At 69.8% G+C, this 19,121-nt stretch carries 18 protein-coding genes and 1 pseudogene; 11 read left to right on the top strand and 8 right to left on the bottom strand.

What is annotated here, in order from left to right:
* Window positions 1-23: 23 nt before the first annotated feature.
* On the bottom strand, window positions 24-326 hold the full coding sequence (locus AD72_RS22700; RefSeq protein WP_156365331.1) for a hypothetical protein: 303 nt from the start codon (window positions 324-326) through the stop codon (window positions 24-26).
* A 234-nt stretch (window positions 327-560) separates the two neighbouring features.
* On the opposite strand from AD72_RS22700, the gene AD72_RS22695 reads away from it, so the two are divergent.
* From AD72_RS22695 to AD72_RS22665, 7 genes are all read left to right on the top strand, one after another.
* Window positions 561-1,838, top strand: a complete 1,278-nt coding sequence (locus tag AD72_RS22695; RefSeq protein ID WP_031468581.1) for a magnesium transporter MgtE N-terminal domain-containing protein — start codon at window positions 561-563, stop codon at window positions 1,836-1,838.
* Window positions 1,831-2,316: a DUF1003 domain-containing protein gene (locus tag AD72_RS22690; protein ID WP_031468580.1), complete on the top strand. Its 486-nt coding sequence runs from the start codon at window positions 1,831-1,833 to the stop codon at window positions 2,314-2,316. The genes AD72_RS22695 and AD72_RS22690 overlap by 8 nt, the downstream gene beginning before the upstream one ends.
* 68 nt (window positions 2,317-2,384) lie before the next feature.
* Window positions 2,385-4,061, top strand: a complete 1,677-nt coding sequence (locus tag AD72_RS22685) for an ABC transporter substrate-binding protein (RefSeq protein WP_082469103.1) — start codon at window positions 2,385-2,387, stop codon at window positions 4,059-4,061.
* A complete protein-coding gene (locus tag AD72_RS22680) occupies window positions 4,058-5,020 on the top strand; it encodes an ABC transporter permease (protein WP_031468578.1) in 963 nt (320 codons plus the stop codon). Before AD72_RS22685 ends, AD72_RS22680 begins: the two co-directional genes overlap by 4 nt.
* Window positions 5,017-5,853 carry an ABC transporter permease gene (locus AD72_RS22675; RefSeq protein ID WP_031468577.1) on the top strand — a complete coding sequence of 279 codons (837 nt, stop codon included), beginning with the start codon at window positions 5,017-5,019 and terminating at the stop codon, window positions 5,851-5,853. The genes AD72_RS22680 and AD72_RS22675 overlap by 4 nt, the downstream gene beginning before the upstream one ends.
* A 93-nt stretch (window positions 5,854-5,946) precedes the next feature.
* On the top strand, window positions 5,947-7,518 hold the full coding sequence (locus AD72_RS22670) for a sialidase family protein (RefSeq protein WP_031468576.1): 1,572 nt from the start codon (window positions 5,947-5,949) through the stop codon (window positions 7,516-7,518).
* 43 nt (window positions 7,519-7,561) lie between these two features.
* Window positions 7,562-8,980: an MFS transporter gene (locus AD72_RS22665; RefSeq protein ID WP_031468575.1), complete on the top strand. Its 1,419-nt coding sequence runs from the start codon at window positions 7,562-7,564 to the stop codon at window positions 8,978-8,980.
* Here the strand turns inward: AD72_RS22665 and AD72_RS22660 are convergent.
* Together AD72_RS22660 and AD72_RS22655 are read right to left on the bottom strand one after the other, a co-directional pair.
* Window positions 8,925-9,770 (bottom strand): hypothetical protein, encoded by an 846-nt coding sequence (locus tag AD72_RS22660; protein ID WP_051898899.1) that lies wholly within the window; start codon window positions 9,768-9,770, stop codon window positions 8,925-8,927. The two genes, AD72_RS22665 and AD72_RS22660, sit on opposite strands and share 56 nt — an antisense overlap.
* Window positions 9,767-10,189 carry a pyridoxamine 5'-phosphate oxidase family protein gene (locus AD72_RS22655; protein ID WP_031468573.1) on the bottom strand — a complete coding sequence of 141 codons (423 nt, stop codon included), beginning with the start codon at window positions 10,187-10,189 and terminating at the stop codon, window positions 9,767-9,769. Before AD72_RS22655 ends, AD72_RS22660 begins: the two co-directional genes overlap by 4 nt.
* 122 nt (window positions 10,190-10,311) lie before the next feature.
* Here AD72_RS22655 and AD72_RS22650 point away from each other — a divergent pair, with 122 nt between their 5' ends.
* Window positions 10,312-10,911 carry a superoxide dismutase gene (locus AD72_RS22650; RefSeq protein WP_031468572.1) on the top strand — a complete coding sequence of 200 codons (600 nt, stop codon included), beginning with the start codon at window positions 10,312-10,314 and terminating at the stop codon, window positions 10,909-10,911.
* 5 nt (window positions 10,912-10,916) lie between these two features.
* Here AD72_RS22650 and AD72_RS22645 read toward each other — a convergent pair whose 3' ends face one another.
* Genes AD72_RS22645 through AD72_RS22635 form a run of 3 tightly spaced genes read right to left on the bottom strand, consistent with a single transcriptional unit; the run spans window position 10,917 to window position 13,241 of the window.
* Window positions 10,917-11,531, bottom strand: a complete 615-nt coding sequence (locus AD72_RS22645) for a nucleoside/nucleotide kinase family protein (RefSeq protein WP_031468571.1) — start codon at window positions 11,529-11,531, stop codon at window positions 10,917-10,919.
* A complete protein-coding gene (locus tag AD72_RS22640) occupies window positions 11,528-12,406 on the bottom strand; it encodes a sugar phosphate isomerase/epimerase family protein (RefSeq protein WP_031468570.1) in 879 nt (292 codons plus the stop codon). Before AD72_RS22640 ends, AD72_RS22645 begins: the two co-directional genes overlap by 4 nt.
* A 7-nt stretch (window positions 12,407-12,413) precedes the next feature.
* Window positions 12,414-13,241, bottom strand: coding sequence for an SDR family NAD(P)-dependent oxidoreductase (locus AD72_RS22635; protein ID WP_031468569.1), 828 nt, complete (start codon window positions 13,239-13,241; stop codon window positions 12,414-12,416).
* A 64-nt stretch (window positions 13,242-13,305) separates the two neighbouring features.
* Between AD72_RS22635 and AD72_RS22630 the strand changes: the two genes are divergently transcribed.
* Window positions 13,306-13,845, top strand: a complete 540-nt coding sequence (locus AD72_RS22630) for a MarR family winged helix-turn-helix transcriptional regulator (protein WP_231644935.1) — start codon at window positions 13,306-13,308, stop codon at window positions 13,843-13,845.
* A 10-nt stretch (window positions 13,846-13,855) separates the two neighbouring features.
* Here AD72_RS22630 and AD72_RS22625 read toward each other — a convergent pair whose 3' ends face one another.
* Both AD72_RS22625 and AD72_RS22620 read right to left on the bottom strand, forming a co-directional pair.
* The gene (locus tag AD72_RS22625; protein ID WP_037347016.1) at window positions 13,856-14,500 is read right to left on the bottom strand and encodes a DUF5134 domain-containing protein; all 645 of its coding nucleotides are present in this window, start codon (window positions 14,498-14,500) and stop codon (window positions 13,856-13,858) included.
* The gene (locus AD72_RS22620; RefSeq protein WP_037347013.1) at window positions 14,497-15,849 is read right to left on the bottom strand and encodes a PepSY-associated TM helix domain-containing protein; all 1,353 of its coding nucleotides are present in this window, start codon (window positions 15,847-15,849) and stop codon (window positions 14,497-14,499) included. The genes AD72_RS22625 and AD72_RS22620 overlap by 4 nt, the downstream gene beginning before the upstream one ends.
* Before the next feature lie 217 nt (window positions 15,850-16,066).
* On the opposite strand from AD72_RS22620, the gene AD72_RS22615 reads away from it, so the two are divergent.
* Together AD72_RS22615 and AD72_RS22610 are read left to right on the top strand one after the other, a co-directional pair.
* Window positions 16,067-17,407 carry an 8-oxoguanine deaminase gene (locus AD72_RS22615; protein ID WP_031468565.1) on the top strand — a complete coding sequence of 447 codons (1,341 nt, stop codon included), beginning with the start codon at window positions 16,067-16,069 and terminating at the stop codon, window positions 17,405-17,407.
* Window positions 17,404-19,121, top strand: a pseudogene (locus AD72_RS22610) (molybdopterin cofactor-binding domain-containing protein); the annotation flags it as partial. The gene AD72_RS22615 and the pseudogene AD72_RS22610, both read left to right, overlap by 4 nt.

Here is a 19,121-nt window from a genome sequence, read left to right as displayed (position 1 = left end):
CGGAACGTCGCGTGACCGGAGAATTACAGCGCGGGTGCCGCGGTGAGGCTGCGGGCGTCGTTGCAGTGCCGGCACCCGTCGGCGAGCACGTAAACCTCGTTGCCACACCGGGTGCAGAAGCGGAAACTGCGTTCGTAGAGGTCATCGGCCTGCTTACGGCGGAGGTTCCAGAACCCGCTGCGCTCCTGGTTGCGGTGCCTCGCGGGCGCCGTCTGCACTGGCGCCGTCTGCACCGGCGCCGCCTGCATCGGCGCGGGAGCCGGTGCAGGAGCGGGGACCTGAACCGGTTCGGGAGCGAGCTTGTCCTCAAGACGATGCTTGGCCATGAATTCCACTCTCACGGAGCCGAGCGAGTGGCGCAAGCCTCTTCCGTGACCTGTGCGTTATTTCACGGCAACCGAAACTTTGCCGATCAGTCGCGCTGAGTCATTCATCGAGAACATGGCCGCCCGGCGCGCGACACGCGCCGTTCACCGCACTACCCGGTCTGTTCCGGCGCGATCACGGTCTGCCGCACGTTGCTGCGCCGATCGCCGAGCGGGCTCCGCTAGCCTCTGGGAATGACCGCCGTGGACAAGGTGTTCGCCGCACAACTGGTCGGCCTTCCCGTCTTCGGTCCGGACGGGGAACAGCTCGGCAAATTACGCGAGCTCGTCGCGGGATTGCGTTACGGGGGCGGTGAACCGCGAGTACTCGGCCTCGTCGTGGAGATGGCGACCCGGCGCCGCATCTTCGTGCCGATGCTGCGGGTGACCGCGATCGAACCGAACGCGGTCACACTCGCGACCGGTTCGGTGAATCTGCGCCGGTTCCACAAGCGGCCCAACGAGGTACTGGTCGTGGGGCAGCTGCTGGACGCCCGGGTGGAACTTCCCGACGGGACCGCGGCGACCGTGGTGGACGCGGGCATGGAGCGCACCCGCACCAGGGACTGGTTGATCACCCGGCTCGCGGTGCGTGGCAGGCGCGGGCATTTCGGCAGGAGGGGCCCGACCCACGTGGTTCGGGTCGGCGAGGTGCGCGGGCTGGACATGCTGGAGCTGAATCAGCGGGAACAGGGTGCGCGCGAACTGCTCGCGCTGTTCGAGACGATGCGGGCCGCCGATGTGGCTAGCACGCTGCGCGAGTTGCCCGGCAAGCGGCGCTACGAGGTGGCCGACGCACTGCACGACGAACGGCTCGCCGATGTCATCGAGGAACTCCCGGACGAGGACCAGAAGGATCTGCTGGATCACCTGGAGGAAGAGCGCGCCGCGGATGTGCTCGAGGCGATGGACCCGGACGACGCCGCGGATCTGCTCGGTGAACTGAGTGAGACGCAGAAGGACCGGTTCCTCGAACTCATGGAACCCACCGAATCCGCTCCGGTGAAGCGGCTGCTCGCGTACTCCTCGGACACCGCTGGCGGGCTGATGACCTCGAGCCCCATCGTGCTCGCCCCGGACTCCACGATCGCCGAGGCGCTCGCCAGGGTGCGCAATGCCGACCTGACCCCGGCACTGGCCAGCATCGTGTTCGTCTGTCGTCCGCCGACGGCCACCCCGACCGGGCGTTATCTCGGCTGCGTGCACTTCCAGAAACTGCTGCGCGAACCGCCCTCGGATCTGGTCGGCGGCACCCTGGACACCGACCTGGCCCGGCTTTCCCCGCACGTCTCGCTCGCCGAGGTCACCCGGTACTTCGCGGCGTACAACCTGGTGTGCGGTCCGGTGGTGGATTCCCAGGAGCACCTGCTCGGCGCGGTGACGGTCGACGACGTGCTCGATCACATGCTCCCCGAGGGCTGGCGCGAGACCGCGCCCACCGAACAGCGAACGGAGGCGGGCGAAGATGCCTGAACTGCGCGGACGCCGGATCGATCAGCCACGCACCCCGCGCAGGCTGGCGGTCTCGGTCGATCCCGAGGCGTTCGGCCGGGTGTCCGAGACACTCGCCCGATTCCTCGGCACCGGGACGTTCCTGTTCTGGCAGACGCTGATCGTGGTCACCTGGATCGTCCTCAACCTCGCCGCGGTCAGCCTGAGCTGGGACCCCTATCCGTTCATCCTGCTCAATCTCGCTTTCTCCACCCAGGCAGCGTATGCGGCCCCGCTGATCCTGCTCGCGCAGAACCGCCAGGACGACCGGGACCGCGTCTCGCTCGAGGAGGACCGGGCGCGCGCGGCACAGACCAAGGCGGACACCGAGTATCTCGCCAGGGAGCTCGCCGCGCTGCGTATCGCGGTCGGCGAGGTCGCCACCCGCGACTACATCCGGGGCGAACTGGAGAAACTGCGCGCCGAGCTGGACTCCGCGGGGAAGGCGAGGAGCGAGTGAGGCGGTCGGCGGTGCCGGGACAATTGCTTGGAAATTCGTCCTAAGAAGATCAAACCTAGTCCATACGGATGAATTTTCAGATGACCAAGGCCGATTCGCTAAAAAAGCTGCGCCCGCTCCGGGGAACACGATATGTTCGCCGGGCTCGGTGGGGATGGGCAGGCGGGAACGCATCCAGCCGGCCCGCTCGCGGGTACACCGCGCGCGGGCCGGTCGTCTGCGCCCTGCTGCTTCTGCTCGCCGGTTGCGCCGGTCCGGGCGCCTCGGCGAATCTCGCTGCCGGGAACTCCGCGCTCCAGGTCTACCTATACCAGGAACCAACCGGGGTGTTCAGCCCGCTCGCGCCCGCCTCCGGGCCGGACACCCAGGTGCTCTCCTTCATCGAGGAGGGCCTGCTCGCGGTCGGGCCGGACTACCGCATCCGGCCGCGGATCGCGCGCGACTACCGGGTTTCCCCGGACGCGCGCACCTTCACCTTCCACCTCCGGCCGGAGGCACGGTGGAGCGACGGCCGCGCACTGACCTCCGCGGACCTGGTGTTCACCTACCGGCTGCTCGGCGACAAGCGAAGTACCTCGGCGAACGCGAGCAACTACGCGGACATCACCGCGCTCTCCGCCCCGGACGCGCACACCTTCGTGATCCGGACCGGGAAACCGGACGCCGGGCTGCTCGCCCGGATCGGCACCTCGCCCATCCTTCCCGAGCACGTGCTCGGGAAGATCCCGGTCGAGAAGGTCGCGAAGGCACCGTATTTCCGGTCCCCGACCGTGACGAACGGTCCATTCCGGTTCGTCGATTACCGATCCAACCAATTCGTACACGTGACCGCGAACCGATTTTATTACCGGAAAGCCGGAATACGCGATATCTACCTCAAGATGATGAAATCCGATGTCGCGGCCGCGCAGCTACGCAGCGGCGGTCTGGACATCGCCTCCCTCTCTCCCACCGATCTGGACGTGGCCAGCGGTTTCCCCTCGGTGCGGATCGCCTCCGGGCTCGGCTCCGGATTCGTGCGGATCGCGCTGAACCAGTCCAGGCCCTACTTCCGGGATGTGCGGGTGCGCAAGGCTTTTCTGTACGCGGTCGACCGGCGCAAGATCGTGCGCAATGTGCTGCTCGGCAACGCGGAGGTACAGAATTCCGATTTCTTCAACCGTTCGGCGCCGCGGGATCTCGATCCCTATGCCTATGACCCGGCCAAGGCGCGTGCCCTGCTCGCCAAGGCGGGCTGGGATCCGAACCGCACCCTCACCCTGCAGCTGGTTCCCGGGCAGCGCGACCGTGACCTGACCGCCATGGTGGTCGCCGAACAGCTGGGCAAGGTCGGGGTCCGGGTCCGGATCGACCAGGTGCAGGCCGCGCAGCTGCCGCCGAGCTACACCGACCGCAGCTACGATCTGACGCTCTACGGCGGCGGGAACTACGCGGCCGATCCGAACAGCGTCGCGGTGATCAGCGGATGCGGGCAGTTCTACCCGGACGGAGGCAACATCGACTTCTTCTGCGACCGCGAGCTCGACCGGCTGATGGACCGGGCCAACGCGCTCGCCGATCCGCGGGCGCGTGCGGCCACCTATGCCGAAGCGGCCCGGCGCAGCAATGCGATGGCCGACCTGATGTGGCTCTACGCGCCGCGCGGACTGTGGGGAGTGAACAACCGGGTGCACGGCTTCCAGGCGCCCGGATCCCAGGACACGCCCGCCTTCTGGGACCCGGCGAGCTGGCGGCTCACCCGATGACCGGTTACCTGGTGCGCCGGATCGCCGCGAATCTCGTGGTGTTCGTGTTGATCACCATCGCCATCTTCGCGCTGGTGCACAACGCGCCGGGGGACCCGATCGCGATGCAGATCCCGCCCGCACAGCTGAACGCCGGCAGCGCGGCGTTCATCGCGACGAAGCGACACGAGCTCGGGCTCGATCTGCCGCTGCCGGTGCAGTATCTGCGCTGGGTCTCCGGCGCGGTGCACGGTGACCTCGGCTATTCCCTTGTCAACGGCCGCCCGGTGGGCGAACTGCTCGCCGAGCGCATCGGGCCGACCCTGGAGCTGACCGGGATCGGGCTGGCGATCGCGCTGTTGCTGGCGATCCCGCTCGGCACGCTGGCCGCGCTGCGCCGCAACACGGTTCTCGACCATTCGGTGACCGTGCTCAGCCTCGGCGCGGTCTCGATCCCGCCGTTCTTCCTCGCCATCGTGGCGATCTTCCTGCTGAGCGTGCAGCTGCCGTTGCTGCCCTCCTCGGGGATCAGCACCCCCGGATCGGGTGCCGGTCTCGGTGATCTCGTCTGGCACCTGATCCTTCCGGTGCTGGTGCTCGGGCTGACGAATGCCGGGCCCTATATGCGGTATGTGCGTTCCAGCGTGCTCGGGGAGATCGGGGCCGACTACGTGCGGACCGCGGCGGCCAAGGGCACCTCGCCTGGCCGGATCGCGCGCAGTCACATCCTCCGTAACGCGATGCTCCCGGTGGTGACCGTGGTGGCGGCGAACCTGCCGCAGCAGCTCGCCGCCGCGGTGGTGATCGAGCAGGTGTTCGCCTGGCCGGGGCTGGGCCAGCTCGCCCTGTCCTCGGTGCAGAGTCACGACTATTCGGTGATCATCGGGTTCGCGCTCGTGGTCGCGGTGTTCGTGCTGATCTCCAATCTGGTGGCGGATCTGCTCTATCCGCTCATCGACCCCAGGGTGCGGCTGACATGAGACGGTTCCTCGGCAATCGGATGGCCGTCGCCGCCGCGGTGCTGCTCGCCGTCCTGGTGCTCGCCGCGGTCTTCGCCGGTCCCCTTTCCGGCTACGCGCCGACGGACATCGACCTGGACCTGGTCCGTTCCGGCCCCTCGGCACGGCACTGGCTCGGCACCGATTCGCTCGGCAGGGACGAGCTGTCCCGGCTGCTCTACGCCGGACGGGTCTCGCTCGGGGTCGGCGGGAGCGCCGCGCTGATCGGCGTGCTGCTGGGTACCCTGATCGGCGGAATCGCCGGGCTCTTCGGCCGCTGGATCGACCAGATCCTCATGCGCGGCGCGGACGTGTTCCTCTCCTTTCCCTCCCTCGTCGTGATGATCGTGCTGGCCGGGATCATCGGGCCGAGCGTCACCACCATGACCCTGGCGATCGGGATCTTCCAGTTCCCCACCATCGCCCGCCTGGTGCGCGGGCTGACCCTGAGCCTGCGGGAACGGGAGTACGTGCGGGCTGCCCGCGCCTCAGGGGCCGGGTCCGGCTGGATCTTCCTGCGGCACGTGCTCCCCGCGGTACTTCCCTCGGTGAGCGTGGCGGGCACCATCGCACTGGCCCAGGCGATCGCGCTCGAGGCGACCATGTCCTTCCTCGGCGTCGGCGTACAACCACCGGCGGCCAGCTGGGGCAATATGCTCACCGACGCGCAGAGCCTCACCGTCATCACGAAGCTGCCCTGGCTGTGGGCCGCACCCGGGGTGGCGATCGCGCTGACCGTGCTCGCGGTCAACTTCCTCGGGGACGGGCTGCGCGATGCCCTCGAACCGCGCTCGCAGGTGGACCGGGTGCGCTGAACCCACTATCCACACAAAGGGCGATTGCCTGTCACCTCTGCGTGCAGTACTGATAGCCCCACCAGCCCGGACACACGAGCAATGGAGCTTTGTATGCGGTTGAACACGAGCCTGATCGGCGCCTTCCTCGGCCTCAGCACGATCGCGGCGAATTCGCTCGCGGCCACACCGGCCTCGGCGGAACCGGGCGGCGGGAACACCGGTCCGGCGAGTGGGTACCAGGCACTCACCCGGCAGGACTCGCTCGCGCTGCGATTCAGCCTCGAACAGAGACGCACGGTCCAGACGGTCACCGTGCTCGGCACGGTGACCGGTATCGCGGGCAGCAGACCGGTGTTCCGGTTCTCCGTCCCGGCCGACGGTTCGATCCGCTGGTGGGACGGCTCGGGCTGGACCGAGATCGCCACCGCGGGCACGGTGCCGGATTCCCCGGTCTCCATGGCGCTCTACGTACCGCCCAACCGGGAACGCGCCTATCTGGCGGTCGGATCCCGGGTCATCGGCGAGTTCGGCCCGGTCGGCATGCGGGCACCGGTTCGCCTCGAAGGGGTCCGGTTCGAACCGCAACTGCCCGACGGTCCCCGGCTGGAGCCGGTCTCCGCGCGTGCCTGGCCGCCCAGCGCCCATCCGCGGGTCGGTGAGCCGGAACTCCTGTCCCACTCGGATTCCCCGGAGCAGATGCCCAATTCCGCGGTGACCGTGCCCGGACCGCGCGGGGAACGCATCCGGATGAGCTATCCGGTGCACACCGACGACAGCGCGGGTGCCGGTAACCGGTACGTGTACTCCGACGACGGCGGCCGGAGCTGGACCACCGACCGCTCGGGCAACCCGATGCCGGAGGTCCCCTCGGTGAATCTCACCAAGCTTTCCGGCGGCACCCTGCTCGCCACGAATTACCACACCTACCTGCGCAAGGGCAGCAACACCGAGGCGAGCGTGGAGACCAGCGTGTCCACCGATGGCGGCGCGAGCTGGACCCGGCGCACCGGGGTGCTGCACACCCCGCAGGCAATGCGGCCGATCTCCACCGAGACCGACCGCCCCGGTACCCGGCTCGGTGGGTTCGTCCTGGTGCACGGCGCGCTCGAGCAGCCGGACGGAACCCTGCTGCAGTCCGCCTACGGCTACTACGCGAACGACCGGACCTACCGGCAGCTGTTGCTCGCCTCGACCGACGGGGGCCGGAACTGGACGGTGCGCTCGACCGTCGCCGCGCAGGGCGGGGGCCAGGGCTACGCGGAGGGCGCGTTCGCGCACACGGCCGACGGTGCCCTGCTCGCGGTGATGCGCACCGGGGACTACCGGGCGATGGTCGCCGCGCGCTCCACCGACGACGGGCGCACCTGGGACCCGCCGCAGGTGCTGCGATCCGGATCCGAGGAGCTTCCGGTCACCAGCATCTACCCGGTGCTCGAACCACTTCCCGGCGGACGGCTCGCCCTGCTCACCGGGCGTCCCGGGCTGCGGCTGTACACCTCGCGGGACGGGATCCGGTGGAACGCACCGATCTCGGTGGACTACCGGAACTCGGGCAACGGCACCATGGTGCGGACCGGGAACTCGCTGCTCGTTTTCGGTGACCGGGGCGCGAACTGGGCACGCCCGGCACCCGCGCCCTATGCGATCTGGGCGCGCGAGGTGCGGCTCGGCTCGCTCTCCTGACCGGCCTTGACCTCCACCGCGCACGAGCTTCGAGGATGATCCGGTGAGCGATGCGCGAACCGGATCCACCGGCCGCGGCAAGGTGCTCGCGGCACTCGTCGCGACCATGGCCCTGGCCGCGATGGACACCACGATCGTCGCGACCGCGGTCCCCCAGCTGGTCGGAGATCTCGGCGGGTACACCCTGTTCAGCTGGGTGTTCTCGGCGTACCTGCTGGCGCAGACGGTGACCATCCCGGTCTACGGCAAGCTCGGCGACCTCTACGGGCGCAAACCGGTGCTGCTCGTCGGCATCCTGGTGTTCCTGCTCGGCTCGGCGTTGTGCGCGGTCAGCCCGAACATGGTGCTGCTCGTCGTTTTCCGCGCGGTACAAGGAATCGGCGCGGGTGGTGCGCAGTCGATGATCGCCACCGTCGCCTCGGACCTCTACACGGTCGCCGAGCGCGGCAGGGTGCAGGGCTGGCTGTCCAGCGTGTGGGGCGTGTCGGCGATCCTCGGCCCGCTGCTCGGCGGCGCGTTCGCCGAGTACGCCTCGTGGCGGTGGATCTTCCTGGTGAACCTGCCGATCGGGGCGATCGCGCTGCTGCTGCTCCTGCGCTATCTGCGCGAACAGCGGCCACGGACGACCCATCGGATCGACTATCCCGGGGCCGTACTGGTGCTGCTCGCCTCGGGTGCGCTGTTCCTGTGGATCACCGAGGGCGGCACCGGCTGGGCCTGGTTGTCCGCGCCGAGCCTGCTCCTGCACGGCTGCGGGCTCCTGGCACTGCTCGCCGCGGTGTTCGTGGAGCGCCGCGCGGCGGAACCGATCGTGCCGCCATGGATCTGGTCCCGGCGCGCGCTCGCCGGGTCCTGCCTGGCCACCGCGGGACTCGGGCTGCTGCTGATCGGCCCGAGTACGTTCCTGCCCACCTATGCCCAGTCCCTGCTCGGACTCGGCCCGATCGCCGCCGGGCTCGTGCTATCCACCATGAGCCTGACCTGGCCGCTGGCCTCGGCCCTTTCGGCGCGCTGCTATCTGCGCATCGGCTTCCGCGATACGGCGCTGATCGGGGCCCTGCTCGCGATCGCCGGTTCGGCGGTGCTGTTCGCGCTGCCCGACCCCGGATCGGTGTGGCAGTGCGTCCTGGCGGTCGCCCTGCTCGGCGGCGGGTTCGGGCTGCTCTCGGCCTCCCTGCTGATCGGTATGCAGGCCGGTGTCGGCTGGAGTGAGCGTGGCGTGGTCACCGGGGCCAACCAGTTCGCCCGTTATCTCGGATCCGGGCTCGGCGCGGCCGTGTACGGCGCCGTGTCGAACGCGAGTACGGAAACCGGGCACGGACCGCGCGCGGTCTACGCGGGCACGCACCACGTCTTCCTCGCCATGCTGCTGATCGCGGTTGCCGTCCTGCTCGTGCTGCTGGTGCTCACTCCCCGGCGGTTCCCCGTGCACGAGGAGCAGCAGGTCGATCCGGTGCGGTGAGGCCCGAACGCACCACGCGCAGCTGCTCGGCGAACTCCGGAACCGCGTCGATGTAGGCGTCCAGGAATTCCAGGTACAGCCCGGCGAGTTCACTCTCCAGCAGCGGCACCGGATCCGCGGGCAGGCCGTGCTCACGCCAGTCGAGCGCCGCGAGCACGAGGTCCCGGGCCGCACCCCGGTACCACGTCCCCGCCGCCTGGTTGTGCCCGATCCGCCCCTCACGCAGGGTGTACAGGAACCGCACCGGGAACAGCACGAGCTTGGTCACCGCACGTACCCCGCGCCCGGGAAGCGCGGCCGGGTCCCGGATCTCGCGGAGATAGGCGGGGTCGAACCGGTCCGCGGCGAACTCCGCACCGCAGCGCACGAGTTCGTGCCGACCGGGTGGCTCGGCTCCGGTGCGCCGGTCGGTGCCGTACAGCAGCCGCCCGGACTCCAGCAGGTCCAGCCGGTCGATCGCGGGCAGCCGTCCCGGTTCCGGCCGGCCGGCGCGCACACCGGACCAGTCGGCGTAGAACACCGAGAGCCGTTCGGCCAGCGCCCCCGGGGTACGTGCCCGGATCTCGGCGATCCCGCTTGGCGTGTGCTCGTTCACCTCGGTGAGCACGAGCGCCAGGTCGACATCGCTGACCAGCGGCGCGAACCCACCGTGCGCCAGGCTGCCGAGGGCGTACGCGGCTTCGAGTTCCGGACCGAACACCCGTTCGGCGGCGGCGACCGCGTCGGTGAGGACCTGCTCCCCGTCCTCCGCCCCGCGGGCAGCCCCGGTCCGCTGTTCCGCACCGCTCATCCGCCGAGGTCCGCGGAGAGCCAGTGCCGCGGGCGCATCCGCACCACGAGCTGATCGGGATGGTCGCTGCGGGCGAACTCCAGGTATGCCTCGGCCTTGTCCGGGGGAAGGTACCGGTGCGCCATCCGGACCAGCTCTTCCTCGGTGCCGCGCACGATGCCGGTCACCGGTCCTTCCACGGACACGTAGCGCACCGTCGGCTCGACTCGCTCGGCGAGTAGGGTGAACCTTCCGGCCGCCTCGATCGCCTTGCCCTTGCGCGAGCCGACCGCGGTGAGGATGAGGAGTTCACCTCCCGGTTCGTAGTCGTACCAGGTGGGAACACTCAGCGGACCACGATCGGGTGATTCGAGTACGGAGAGGGCGCCGATGTGCGGTTCGGCGAGAAACTGTTCGCGTTCTGTAACGGAAAGGGCCATGCCAGGCACCATAACCGGGGCCACCGACAAAACCTGGTTCCGAAGCTCACACCCCCGTTGACCTCAAGCGAGATCGAGGTTGCATGATCGTTTCCGTAGACACGACGAGGAGGAATCCTTTCATGGCGAAATACTCGCTTCCGGATCTGCCGTACGACTACGGTGCACTGGCACCGCACATCGCGGGCGAGATCATGGAGCTGCACCACAGCAAGCACCACCAGACCTACGTCAACGGCCTCAACGGCACCCTCGACAAGCTCGAGGAGGCCCGCTCCGCCGGTTCCTTCGACGCGATCGTGGGCCTGGAGAAGACCCTGGCGTTCAACCTCGGTGGGCACGTCAACCACTCCATCTTCTGGAACAACCTGTCCCCGGACGGCGGCGACAAGCCGACCGGTGAGCTCGCCGCCGCGATCGACGAGACCTTCGGTTCCTTCGACAAGTTCCAGGCGCACTTCACCGCCGCGGCCACCACGATCCAGGGCTCCGGCTGGGCGATCCTGGGCTGGGACAAGCTCGGTGGCCAGCTGCTGGTGCACCAGCTCTACGACCAGCAGGCGAACCTGCCGGCCAACCAGGTTCCGATCGTCATGCTGGACATGTGGGAGCACGCCTTCTACCTGCAGTACAAGAACGTGAAGCCGGACTACGTCAAGGCCTGGTGGAACGTCGTGAACTGGGCGGACGCGCAGTCCCGCTTCGACGCCGCGCGCGCCTGAGCAGGCTAGCCGTCCAGGACGAGGTCGGCGCGGCGCGCGGTCCGCTCGATCAGCGCCGCGTTCGGCCCGTCCACCCGGCTCACCCACCGCTCGGCCTGTTCGCGGGTGCGCCCGAACCGCATGTGCCGAGCGAGGAGCCGCCCGGTTCGCCGGTCCTCGGGCACCGCGAGGTACCAGGCCTCGTCCAGCAGCGGGCGGACCGCGCTCCACGGCGGCTCGTCCAGCAACAGATAGTTCCCTTCGGTGAGCACGATCCGTGCCTTGTGCACCGGAATCGACCCCGCGATCGGTTCCTCGTGGCCGCGGTCGAAGTCCGGGGCGTACACCGGATCCTCCGCATCCCGGCAACGGCGCAGCAGCGCGGCGTATCCGACGGCGTCGAAGGTGTCCCTCGCGCCCTTGCGCTCGGCGCGGCCCAGCCGGTCCAGTTCCCGCTGCGCGAGATGGAACCCGTCCATCGGCACGGTCACCGCGACCTCACCGAGCCGTTCGGCCAGTGCCGTGGCGAGCGTGGACTTGCCCGCTCCCGGCGCCCCGACGATGCCCACGATCACCCTTCGCTGCGACGGCGCGGCCGCGAGCAGCCCGGAGCAGCGCTGCGCCAATGCCTCCAGGTTCATCGGCGCCACGCCGCTTCGAGCCCGCCCGCGATGAACCGCTGCGCGTGCGCCGCCAGATCGGCCCCGTCCGTCCACAGGTCCCGCCAGATCGCGAGGTCCGCGGTCAGTCCGGGTGAGACCACCGCCGAGGAGAAGCTTTCGAAGGTGACCGGCCCCGCGTATCCGATCTCGGCGAGGGCGTGGAAGAACGCGCCGAAGTCGAGGTGCCCGGAACCGAGATAGCCGCGGTGGTTCTCTCCGATATGCACGTAGCCGAGCCGTTCCCCCGCGCGCAGCACCGGGGTCACGAGATCCGGCTCTTCGATGTTCATGTGATAGGTGTCCAGGTGCAGCATCAGGTTCGGTGCATCGACCTCCGCGATCAGCGCCAGCGCCTGCTCCGCGGTGTTCACCAGATTGCTCTCGTACCGGTTCACCACCTCGAGTCCGAGGGTGATCCCGAGGTCCGCGGCCCGCCCGGCCAGCCTGGTGAGCCCGGCGACCACATGCGCGCGGCCGCGCGCACTGGCCGGTCCTGGATACTTGCCGAGCGCACCGTAGAGCGCGCCGCACAGATAGCGGGCGCCGAGCTCCCCCGCGACCCGCAGTGATTCGTCGAGCAGCGCCTCACCGCGCGCGGACACCTCGGCATCCGTGCTGGACAGGTCGGCCTCGAAGGACAGGCCGCGGGAACACGCGATCTCCACCCCGTGCTCGGCGAGCAGGTTTCTGGTTCCCGCGGTGTCGATCGCCGTGGTGTCGTGCAGGGTCAGCTCGAGCAGGTCGTAGCCGCAGGCCGCGGTCGCGCGCACCGCGTCGCGGGCCGCACCGGCCGTCCATTCCCCGGTCCACACCAGCGAATGGACCCCGAGCGGGTTCGGGAACACGTGGTCCATGCGGTGATTATCGCCCAGCGAACCGGGTGTCCGCCGCGACCTCGGCCCACTGCTCCAGTTCCGCGAGCTGCCCGCGCAGTTTCTCCCGGATCCGGTCCACGGCTTCGGGACCGAGCGGCAACCGCAGTGGCGCGGAATCCGCACCGGCGAGCCGCACGATGAGCTCCGCCGCGCGGTCCGGATCGTTCGGCTGCTTCCCGTCCTGGGCGGGGAACCGTTCGCGCAGCTGCCCGGCCGGGCTCTGCGCGTAGTCCTCGATCGGCGCGGCGAACCGCATCGAGGTGCCCGCGAAGTCGGTGCGGAACGGCCCCGGTTCGACCAGGGTGACCCGGATGCCGAACGGGGCGAGTTCTCCGGCGAGCGCCTCGGACATGCCTTCGAGGGCGAACTTGGAGGTCGCATAGATACCGTGCCCCGGATTGGCCACCACCCCGCCGACCGAGGACAGCTGCACGATGTGCCCACCGCGGCGGGCGCGCATGTGCGGCAGCACCGCACGGGTCACGTGCAGGACCCCGCGCACATTGGTGTCCAGCACCGCGTCGATCTGGTCCTCGGACAACTCCTCGAGTGCGCCGATCAGGCCGTGCCCGGCGTTGTTCACCAGTACGTCGATGCGGCCGTACCGGTCGATCGCCTCGCGCACCGCGGCCTGCACACCGCCGCGTTCGGTGACATCCATGCGCAGTGCCGTGGCGCCCAGTCCGGTGAGTTCGGCCAGCCCCGCGGCATCGCGCGCGGTCGCCACGACCTGATCCCCTGTGGCCAGCGCCGCGCGGGTGATCGCCTTGCCCAGTCCCCTGTTCGCCCCGGTGACGAACCATACCTTCCGCATCCGCGACTCCAACCTGATAGCTTGATACTCAAGACAAATTAGCTTGAATATCAAGAGGTGTCCAGTGGTTACGGATTCGGTCGGCGCGGAACTCCCGGAATGGTTACGGGCCATGCCTTCCGGGGTCGACGGGGAGGTCGAGGCCGCGCGCCAGCGGCTCGGCAGGCTCGTCCGCTCCTGCGAGGGGTTGCTGGCCAGGGCCGCCGAGGGGCAGGGGCTGTCCATCGGCGACCTGGAGGCGCTTTCGGTGCTGCGGCGCAGCGGCCCGCCGTACGAGCGCACCCCCAAGCAACTCGGCGAAACGCTGGGGCTCACCTCGGGCACCGTGAGCGTGCGGCTGGATCGGCTGATCCGCGCCGGGTTCGTCGAACCGGCAGGGGCCAGCGATGGGCGCAGCAAACCGGTGCGGCTGACCCGGCGCGGGCACACCCAATGGCGGGCGGCGACCGGCAAACGGGCCGCATCCGAGCGCGAGCTGTTCACCGAGGCGCTCACCGAGCGGGAACTGGCCAGGCTCAACGGTCTGCTCGCCACCCTGCTCGGTCACTTCGAGCAGCAGCTCGGTCCCGCGCCGAAGCACGACACGCCACGGCTGCGGCAGTGAATGGGGAAGATCAGAGCATGGCGAGCAACATCGCGCCCATACCGATGCTCATCGCCGCGTGGCAGGTGGATTCCCCGGCGGCGAACCGGTTCAGTCCGGTGTCCGCGACCTTGGCGTGGTCGACGGCCGAGGCGATCCAGCCGAGCGAGGTGACCAGGAAGTAGGCGCCGAGCACCAGGTTGGCGACCACGAACACCACCGGAAGCGATGGGGTGGCGGGCATGTCCATTCCCGGCATCCCGGGCATCGCCATGTGGTGGTGCCCTCCGGAGCTTGCGCCGCCGCCCATCGCCATCGGCATGGAGGCGATCATCCACACCATGGCCCCCATCATCACGGCGTGGTGCACGTGCGGCAGCCTGCGCAGATTGCCGTGCCCCACGCAGGGCTGATGCCCGCGCACGGCGAGACCGAGGAACCACAGCGCGACGAGGGCGAACAGCACCAGTTGCGGGTTCATCGGCAGGCTCATCCCCCACGGCCAGGCCATCGCGATCATTCCGGCGCTCATCAGGACGTGCGCGATCCAGCTGACCCGGTCGGCGGCCGAGGGGCGCACCTTCGGGAACCGGCGCACGGCGGCGTACAGGCACCACAGGCCGGTACCCGCGAACAGGATCGTGAGCAGTACCCGCAGCAGCATCGACTCGATCACGCCGTGGCCTCCCTACGCCTGGCCCGCAGCGCGAGCAGTCCGTCGATGAACAGGAACAGCAGCAGGGATCCGCCGAGCAACGGGGCGAAGTAGCCGGCGAGTACCGCACCGAGCACGATCGGGGCGAGCACCTTTCCGGGGACCCTGCGCCAAGTTCCGCGGGCCGGAAGCCTGCCGAATCCGCGTTTCGCCGGGCCGCGCATCCACCACATCCGGTAGCCGAGCACGATCACCAGGATCAGGGCGATCGCCACGATCGCGAGCACGATCTGGTTCACCCAGCCGAACAACAGTCCCTGGTGCGCCAGCACCATCCAGTGGCTCAGCTTGGCCATGAACGGGTAGTCGGCGTACGGCAGATCGGCGGTGATCCGTCCGGTTCCCGGATCCACGGCCATGGTGTCGATGCTCCCCGGCCAGGCCCGGACCTCACGCTTGACCTCGTAGGCCGCCCCCGGGCCGCTCGGCGGGGTGATCTCCAGGGGTCCGCGCAGCCCCGCGGCGGAGACCGCTTCGCGCACCCGGTCGAAACCGATGTCCGCGCCGACGGCCGCGCGTGCCGGTAGGGTCGTCGAGATCTCCGGTGCCTGCCAGGAAAACTGGGCACGGAACTTGGACACATTGTCCCCGGCCAGAGTGGACCAGGTCATCCCGGTCGCGGAGAGGAACAGCAGTACGAGACTGATCCCGAGGCCTGCCCACCCGTGCCAGGAAAGCAGTCGCCGCCTGCCGTTCACCGCGCGCCGCCGGGTACCGGAACGGCGCGCCACGAACCGCTTGCGCAGCCAGAGCACCACTCCGGCCAACACCAGGACCCACATCCAGCTGGCCGCGAGTTCGCTGTAGAACAGGCCGAACTGCCCCAGATGCAGTCCCCGGTGCAACTCGTCGAACCAGCTCTGCACCGGCAGATTGTGCACATTGCGGTAGTTGTCCAGGGTGCCGCGCACCGAACCGTCGTGCGGATCCACGAACACCGAGCGGAAGTGCTCCTCGCCCTGATCGGGAGCGTCGAAGACCACCTGGGTGCTCTGCGTCGGGCTCGCCGAGGGCAGCACCGAATGCAGCCCGGCACCCGGCAGCTGGGCCCGCGCCGCGTCGATCTGGGCGGTCAGCGGGACGTTCCCGGGCGCGGCGGGCACGGTCAGCTCGTGCGCGTAGAGCAGCTTGTCGATCTGCGGGCTGAACACGTAGAGCAGGCCGGTGCATGCGGCCACCAGCAGGAACGGCCCGATGAGGATCCCGGCGTAGGTATGCAGCCGCAGCAGAAGCGCGCGCAGCCCCGGCCACCAGTCCGCGCGGGCGCGCGGATCCTGCGTGGCGATCTCCGGTTCGGCGGTTTGGGTCACGTATAAGGAGTCGTCGGGCGGTGCCGATCGGTTCCCGAGGTTTCGGCGCCCTGCTGTGGGCCCGGACACGCCGATCCACGACACGTCAATGGTGCCATTCGCGCGCTCATGTCGTTGCCGCTGCGTGTTCGAGCGTGTGTACTTGAGTCATGGCATCCCGTGGACAACGAAGTTCACCGCGGCACCCGGCAAGGGTTGAACGGGCGGCGTGGTCGGCATGATCATCGAGAACGTCGCGATCTGCACCGTGGATTCGGCCGGTACCGAGTACGCGAACGGGTACGTCGTGCTCGACGGGGAGTGGATCACCGCCGTCGGCGCGGGTCCGGCCCCGTCGACCGGTGCGCCCCAGGAACACCGCGTCGACGGGAGCGGCTGCCTGGTCACCCCCGGCCTGATCAATACCCATCACCACCTGTACCAGTGGGCGACCCGCGGGCACGCCGTCGACGCCGGGCTCTTCGACTGGCTCACCGCGCTGTATCCGGTGTGGAGCCGGTTCGACGCGGAGATCACGCACGCCGCGGCGAGCGCCGGTCTCGCCCGGCTCGCCCTGACCGGTACGAGCACGGTCGCCGACCACCACTACATCTTCCCGCACGGGGGCGGCGATCAGGTGGGCGCGGTGCTCGCGGCGGCCGAGCGGATCGGTACCCGGTGCCACCTGGTGCGCGGTTCGATGGACCGCGGCGCCCGCGAAGGCGGTCTGCCACCGGACGAGCTGGTCGAGGACACCGAGGAAGCGCTTTCCGGGACCGAGGCGGCCATCGAGGTGCACCACGATCCGGCGCCGAACGCGCGAGTCCGGATCGCGGTCGGCCCGTGTTCCCCGTTCTCGGTGACCGAACGGCTCATGCGCGGCGCGGCGGAACTGGCGCGGCGCAAGGAAGTCCGGCTGCACACCCATCTGGCCGAGACCGCCGAGGAGGATCGCCGCTGCCGCGCCGAGTTCGGCCTCACCCCGGCACAGTACGCCGAGCGGCTCGGCTGGCTCGGCGCCGATGTGTGGCTGGCGCACACGGTGCATCCGGACCCCGAGGCCATCGGGCTGTTCGGCGCCACCGGTTCGGGAAGCGCGCACTGCCCGAGCTCCAACGGACGGCTGGGCAGCGGAATCGCTCCGGTGCGCGCCCTGCTCGACGCCGGTGTCCCGGTCGGGCTCGGCGTCGACGGTGCGGCCTCGAACGAAGCGGGCGGCCTGGCGGAGGAAATGCGTGCGGCGCTGGTGCAGGCGCGGCAACGGGATGGGACGGGCGCGCTGACCGTGCGGGAGGCGCTGCGCATGGCGACCATGGGCGGAGCACGCTGCCTCGGCCGGGACCGGGAGCTCGGCTCGATCGAGGCGGGCAAGCTCGCCGATATCGCGGTGTGGCGGCTCGACGGATTCGAACACGCCGGGATCGCCGATCCGGTGGCCGCGCTGGTGCTCGGCGCGCCCGCACCGCTCGAACTGCTGCTCGTCGGCGGGAAACCCGTTGTCTCCCACGGAGAACCGCACGGTTGGTCGCCGCGGGAGCTGGCCGCCGAGCTGCGCGCGGCAACCGGGAGGCTGGCATGACCGGGGTCGCGACCAGCGCCGAGGGCATCGGCACGAGTCCACTCCGGACGGACGGCGGCGCGAAGGTGCGCGGCGAGTTCGCCTACGCCTCCGATCTGTGGCACGAGGACATGCTCTGGGGCGCGACCCTGCGCAGCCCGCATCCGCACGCGCGCGTCGACCGGGTGGACATCACCGGGGCGGTGGCCCTGGCCGGGGTGCACGCCGTGCTCACCCACGAGGACGTTCCCGGGAGCAACCGCTACGGTCTCGAACGCGCCGATCAGCCGGTGCTCGCCGAGAATCTGGTGCGCTATCAGGGCGAACCGCTCGCACTCGTCGCCGCGGATCATCCGGAGACCGCGCGCCGGGCACTCGGCCGTATCCGCGTCGACTACACCCCGCTCGAACCGGTCATCGATGCCGAGACCGCGCCCGCCGCTCCCCCACTGCACGAGGGCGGCAATATCGTGCGGCACCTGCCGATCCGCCGTGGCACGAGGAATCCGGTCGCGGATGTGGTCGTGCGCGGCAGCTACCGGGTCGGGATGCAGGACCAGGCTTTCCTCGGCCCGGAGGCCGGGCTCGCCGTCCCGGCCGAGGACGGCGGCGTCGACCTCTATGTCGCGACGCAGTGGCTGCACGCCGACCAGCGCCAGCTCGTGGCCGCGCTCGGGCTCGGCGCGGACAAGGTGCGGCTCACCCTCTCCGGAGTGGGCGGGGCGTTCGGCGGCCGCGAGGATCTTTCCGTCCAGGCGCATGCCTGCCTGCTCGCCCTGCGGACCGGGAAACCGGTGAAGATGGTCTATGACCGCACCGAGTCCTTCCACGGCCACGTGCACCGGCATCCGGCGGTACTGCACTACGAGCACGGCGCGGATGCCGAGGGCAGGCTGGTCTACGTGAAGGCGCGCATCTATCTCGACGGCGGCGCGTACGCCTCCTCGACGGCCTCGGTCGTGGCGAACGCCGCCACCCTGGGGGTAGGACCGTACGTGGTACCGAACGTCTCGATCGACTGCTTTGGCGTCTACACGAACAATCCCCCCGTGCGGTGCCATGCGCGGATTCGGCGCCGTCCAGGCCGCGTTCGCCTACGAGTCCCAGATGGACCGGCTCGCCGAAGCCTGCGACATACATCCGGTAGCACTACGCGAACGCAATGCCCTGCACGAGGGAGCGACCGCACCGACGGGGCAGCGCATCGATTCCCCCGCCCCGGTCGCCGAGCTGCTGCGCCGGGTGCGCGCGGCCCCGCTTCCCCCGCCGCGGGCCACGGATCCGCTCGAACTGCCCGGGGCCGCGGGAAACACCACCCGTGGCGAATCCGTGGTGCGCGGTGTCGGCTACGCGGTGGGCATCAAGAACGTCGGCTTCGCCGAGGGGTTCGCCGACGATGCCGAGGTACGGGTGCGCTTGCATCTCCTCGGTGGCGAACCCGCCGCCCTGGTGCACACCGCCGCCTGCGAGGTCGGGCAGGGACTGACCACCGTGCTCGAACAACTCGTGCGTACCGAGCTCGGTGTCCGGGTGGTGACGGTCGCACCGGCCGACACCGGTATCGGCAGCGCGGGGTCCACGTCCGCCTCGCGCCAGACCTATATGGCCGCGGGCGCGGTGCGGGCCGCCTGCGCGGCGCTGCGCGAGCGCCTTCCGGATTGGGACGGTGCGGGCGAGCTCGAGGAAACCGTGTGCTGGCGGCACCGCGAGACGCACCCGCTCGATCCGGAGACCG

Origin of the sequence: Sciscionella sediminilitoris, assembly GCF_000737195.2 — a bacterium.
GTDB lineage: Bacteria > Actinomycetota > Actinomycetes > Mycobacteriales > Pseudonocardiaceae > Sciscionella > Sciscionella sediminilitoris.
The sequence above is the reverse complement of the archived record's forward strand: the minus strand, read 5'-3'. Positions and strand labels throughout refer to the sequence as shown.

Coding starts and splice junctions, on each gene's coding strand:
- AD72_RS22700 (WP_156365331.1), bottom strand. CDS start 326: ATGGCCAAGCATCGTCTTGAGGACAAGCTCGCTCCCGAACCGGTTCAG.
- AD72_RS22695 (WP_031468581.1), top strand. CDS start 561: ATGACCGCCGTGGACAAGGTGTTCGCCGCACAACTGGTCGGCCTTCCC.
- AD72_RS22690 (WP_031468580.1), top strand. CDS start 1,831: ATGCCTGAACTGCGCGGACGCCGGATCGATCAGCCACGCACCCCGCGC.
- AD72_RS22685 (WP_082469103.1), top strand. CDS start 2,385: ATGAATTTTCAGATGACCAAGGCCGATTCGCTAAAAAAGCTGCGCCCG.
- AD72_RS22680 (WP_031468578.1), top strand. CDS start 4,058: ATGACCGGTTACCTGGTGCGCCGGATCGCCGCGAATCTCGTGGTGTTC.
- AD72_RS22675 (WP_031468577.1), top strand. CDS start 5,017: ATGAGACGGTTCCTCGGCAATCGGATGGCCGTCGCCGCCGCGGTGCTG.
- AD72_RS22670 (WP_031468576.1), top strand. CDS start 5,947: ATGCGGTTGAACACGAGCCTGATCGGCGCCTTCCTCGGCCTCAGCACG.
- AD72_RS22660 (WP_051898899.1), bottom strand. CDS start 9,770: ATGAGCGGTGCGGAACAGCGGACCGGGGCTGCCCGCGGGGCGGAGGAC.
- AD72_RS22655 (WP_031468573.1), bottom strand. CDS start 10,189: ATGGCCCTTTCCGTTACAGAACGCGAACAGTTTCTCGCCGAACCGCAC.
- AD72_RS22650 (WP_031468572.1), top strand. CDS start 10,312: ATGGCGAAATACTCGCTTCCGGATCTGCCGTACGACTACGGTGCACTG.
- AD72_RS22645 (WP_031468571.1), bottom strand. CDS start 11,531: ATGAACCTGGAGGCATTGGCGCAGCGCTGCTCCGGGCTGCTCGCGGCC.
- AD72_RS22640 (WP_031468570.1), bottom strand. CDS start 12,406: ATGGACCACGTGTTCCCGAACCCGCTCGGGGTCCATTCGCTGGTGTGG.
- AD72_RS22635 (WP_031468569.1), bottom strand. CDS start 13,241: ATGCGGAAGGTATGGTTCGTCACCGGGGCGAACAGGGGACTGGGCAAG.
- AD72_RS22615 (WP_031468565.1), top strand. CDS start 16,067: ATGATCATCGAGAACGTCGCGATCTGCACCGTGGATTCGGCCGGTACC.